The sequence below is a fragment of the Nostoc cf. edaphicum LEGE 07299 genome (assembly GCF_015207245.1).
Lineage (GTDB): Bacteria > Cyanobacteriota > Cyanobacteriia > Cyanobacteriales > Nostocaceae > Nostoc > Nostoc edaphicum_B.
Genome location: NZ_JADEXF010000486.1, coordinates 1 through 4,297 on the forward strand (window position 1 = coordinate 1; position 4,297 = coordinate 4,297).

The following is a 4,297-nucleotide window of genomic DNA, read 5'->3' on the forward strand; positions in this document are numbered from 1 at the left end:
TATAAGAGACAGATTGTTATCTTTGCGGGACACAACTACGCGCTAATTGCGATCGCTGTGGCGACTTAGTAGTATCCGCCAGGTATAAATTTTATTCGTATCTCGACTCAATACCAATATAAGCTTCTCAAAATCCTCCTGAAAAAGGAGGATTTAAAGTTTTGGATACCTTATGTACCATTTTTAAAACAATCTCTAAGACGCACAAGAAAAAGCAACTGACATTATGACAAATACAGTAATTATTACAGGCGCATCTCAAGGAATTGGCAAAGCTACAGCATTATTATTCGCCCGTCACAATTATGATGTCGTGTTGGCAGCTCGTCAACTTGACCGTTTAGAAGCTACTGCTGCACAGATACGGGAACTTGGACGAGAAGCGATCGCTATTTCAACAGATGTGAAAGATCCTTTACAAGTAAACAACCTGATTCAGAAGGCGATCGCACATTTTGGTAACATAGACGTATTAATTAATAATGCAGGTATCTTTTGCTTAGGGCCCATCGAGGATTTTAGCTTAGATGATTGGCATCAGATAATTGATACTAATTTGTGGGGCTACATCCATACTATTAATGCCATCCTGCCCCATTTCTTAGAACGTCGCAAAGGAACCATTGTTAATGTCAGCTCTATTGGTGGTATAGAACCGATTCCTTACCAAATTCCTTACACAACTGCTAAATATGCCATAACTGGGTTGACAAAATCGCTACACGCAGAGTTATCACCTAAAGGGATTCACGTTAGCGGAATTTATCCCAGCTTTATCACTACTCAAATGATGGAGCGGGCAATCTTTCGCGGTAAGAACGAGGAAACTGCCGAAGCGCGTTCTGAGTTGGTAGATAAAGCAATTCAAACTCCTGTACTAGAAAAGCCTGAAGATGTAGCAAAATCAATTTGGGAAGCAGTAAAGGATCGGCGTTCTGATGTCATGGTAGGCACAACCAACCTTTGGAAAGCAGTTTATCACTTGTCTCCTAGTTTGATGCAGTCAGTTTTTCGGCGTATCTTCGGCATGGAAGAACGAACTTAGACGGTGCGTTACGGCGTTTTGCCTAACACACCCTACGATTTTATCTTTTACTTTTGAGCTTTGGAGAATCGTTTTCCTGCTTTTTATCCTGCAAGTTGCGAATTTTAACCAGCACTGAAATATATTGTTGAGTCATCCAAATCAACGCCTCAAGGGATGAGTTACCTTGGTCGATTCGGCTTTTAGCTTGTAAACCAATCAAGAATAGTTGCATTGCCAGCAACAAAGCAATGGTTTTACTGAGAATATTTTGACGTTTGCCTTGCATTTGTTTGTACCCCAAAGAGTTGATAGATATAGGTTCTCTTTGGGGTTGTGTCCCTAAGCAAATACCCCAATGTCGCTGAAAATGCCTTAGAATCTGGATTACATGAGTTTGGGGTGGTAGTTTCAATCTGGGATAGCCCCAAACTTCTTACTCAACTTTTTGGATGTAATGCCACGAACTACCTATGGGCCTGAGATTCAAAAGCGAGTCAAGCGTCTGCTAGAGGCGTTGCTTTGTTTTGTCGATGGGGAATTTGAGGATGGTAACTTTAAAATTGAGTCTGACTGGAAAGAAGCAGACAGCGCTAACCCCAAGCTGACTGTGCAGACTACGTTAGTCACATTGGAGTTGCTGACGCAAAAAGATAAATATCCTGGCAAGTTAACTAAAGCGCAAATTCGAGAAGCGCTGAATTTGCTGAAGGATTTCTTGAAGATTCTGGAAGATAACCGTCTGCAAACCAAGGGTGTTGAGGAATGGCACTTTACACTCAAGCTATGGTCAAGGAATAAGGAAAGGAACTTAAAACGGTTTGATGAGGCTTGGGAAAGTAGTAGACCAGAGAAATCGAAATTAAATAACCCCTCTCCAAACCTCTCCTCCACAGGGAGAGAGGCTTTAAATTTTCCCCCTTCCCTACAAGGGAATGGGGTTAGGGGGTTAGGTAACACAAGTATATTTCAAGCGCCACCTTTACCCACATATTTTGTAGAACGCCCAGAGTACAGCGATGATTTAAAGACTCGTCTTTTAAATGGTTCATCGTCTGATAGTCGCACTTTAGTAATTACTGCGATTCACGGTTTGGGTTCGGTGGGCAAATCTACTTTAGCTGCGGCTTTAGCCTATGATGCAGAAATACAATCTCGTTTTTGTGATGGCATTCTTTGGGCAACGTTAGGTCAACAACCTAATGTGCTTGCTTTACTTAGTGGCTGGGTGCAAGCATTAGGAGACTATAGCTTTAAACCTACAAGTGTTGAAGCAACTTCCTCGCATTTGCGGACTCTGCTTTATGACAAGGCTGTGTTGCTGGTGGTGGATGATGCTTGGAATACCGAAGATGCACAAGCATTTAATTTTGGTGGGGCGCGTTGTCAAGTTTTAGTAACTACTCGTGAAGGTCACATTGCCGATGCGTTAGCAGCCAGCACTTACAGTCTGGATATAATGAAACCAGACCAGGCAATGGAATTGCTGACCAAGAAATTAAGACGCGAGATTACAGGCACAGAACGTCACTCAGCAGAAAATTTAGCCAAAGGCGTTGGTTATCTTCCCCTAGCATTGGAACTTGCAGCCGCCGAAGTTGCCTGTGGTACGACTTGGAATGAACTGTTGGCGGATATTCAGCAAGAAGTAGCCAGATTAACAAGTTTTGACCGACCGGAAGCCGAAGAAATTACTGATGAGGCTAGTTTAAAACGCCTGAGTTTAACGGCATCATTAAATTTGAGTGTCAAGAGAATGCCACCAGAAAAGCAGCAGTATTTCTCTTGGTTAGGGGTATTGCCGGAGGATGTCAACATTAATAAGATGATGGCAGCAACGCTGTGGCAGATGGATAAGCGTGATGCTGCCAAGATGTTGCAATATTTACGGAATAAAGCATTGCTATTAACAGGAGTAACGCTTGCTGATGGTATGCCTACCTATCGCTTACATGACTTATTCCACGATTTAGCGTGTAATTTGTTAACTGCTCCCTCTGTGTCAAAGCGCCCAGGAGATTTGGCTGGGTTGAGTTTAAACCTTGCTGATGTTCACGCTGTTTTTTTAAAGAAGTATCAGCAGAAAACCCAGAATGGTTTATGGCATACTTTACTTGATGATGGTTACATTCATCAGTATTTAGTCTGGCATTTGGAAAAGGCTGGACAGTTAGAAGAGATTCACCAGTTATTGCGGGAAGAGTCGGGAACTGGAAGCAATGGCTGGTATGAAGTGCGAGAACAATTGGCACAAACTGGCGGTTACATCACAGATATTTCTCGTGCCTGGGAACTAGCAGAAGCGAATCGGACTGAATCAACACTAAGCTTGCAGTGTCGTTATGCTTTGATTACTGCATCGATGAATAGTTTGGCAGCTAATCTACCAGCAAATCTGCTGGTAGCGTTAGTCAAAAACAAGATGTGGACTCCTCAACAAGGACTAGCTTACGCCCTGCAAAAACCAAAAGCACAAGAAAAAATCGACTCGCTGACAGAACTAGTCAATTATTTGCCACCAAATCTTCAAAAATTAGCACTGCAAAAAGCCCTTGCTGCTGCCAGGGCGATTCAGGATGATTCTTCTCGTGCCAATGCCTTGAGTGCCTTAGCTGACAAACTGCCACCAGAGTTGTTGCCAGAAGCCCTTGCTGCTGCCAGGGCGATTCAGAATCAGTCTTTTCGTGCCAATGTCTTGAGTGCCTTAGCTGAAAAACTGCCACAAGTTTTGCCAGAAGCCTTTGCTGCTGCCAGGGCGATTCAGGATGAGTCTTTTCGTGCCAATACCTTGAGAGCCTTGGCACAGAAACTGCCACCAGAGTTATTGCCAGAAGCCCTTGCTGCTGTCAGGGCGATTCAGGATGAGTCTTTTCGTGTCTATGCCTTGAGAGCCTTGGCACAGAAACTGCCACCAGAGTTATTGCTAGAAACCCTTGCTGCTGTCAGGGCGATTCAGGATCAGTCTTCTCGTGTCTATGCCTTGAGTGTCTTAGCTGAGAAACTGCCACAAGTTTTGCCAGAAGCCCTTGCTGCTGCCAGGGCGATTCAGAATCAGTCTTCTCGTGCCAATGCCTTGAGTGCCTTAGCTGAGAAACTACCACAAGTTTTGCCAGAAGCCCTTGCTGCTGCCAGGGCGATTCAGGATGATTCTTCTCGTGCCAATGCCTTGAGTGCCTTAGCTGAGAAACTACCACAAGTTTTGCCAGAAGCCCTTGCTGCTGCCAGGGCAATTTGGGATGAGTTTTCTCGTGCCAATGCCTTGAGTATCTTAGC

Annotated in this window: 3 protein-coding genes; 2 read left to right on the top strand and 1 reads right to left on the bottom strand. The window is 44.0% G+C overall.

Annotation, left to right across the window (positions count from 1 at the left end; all coding sequences use genetic code 11):
• The first annotated feature begins 226 nt into the window (after positions 1-226).
• Positions 227-1,045 carry an SDR family NAD(P)-dependent oxidoreductase gene (locus tag IQ229_RS15305; RefSeq protein ID WP_194045028.1) on the top strand — a complete coding sequence of 273 codons (819 nt, stop codon included), beginning with the start codon at positions 227-229 and terminating at the stop codon, positions 1,043-1,045.
• 40 nt (positions 1,046-1,085) lie between these two features.
• Here the strand turns inward: IQ229_RS15305 and IQ229_RS15310 are convergent, their stop codons facing one another.
• Positions 1,086-1,313, bottom strand: coding sequence for a hypothetical protein (locus tag IQ229_RS15310; RefSeq protein ID WP_194045029.1), 228 nt, complete (start codon positions 1,311-1,313; stop codon positions 1,086-1,088).
• 168 nt (positions 1,314-1,481) lie between these two features.
• On the opposite strand from IQ229_RS15310, the gene IQ229_RS15315 reads away from it, so the two are divergent.
• On the top strand, positions 1,482-4,297 hold a 2,816-nt coding region (locus IQ229_RS15315), incomplete at its 3' end, for an NB-ARC domain-containing protein (RefSeq protein ID WP_265582987.1).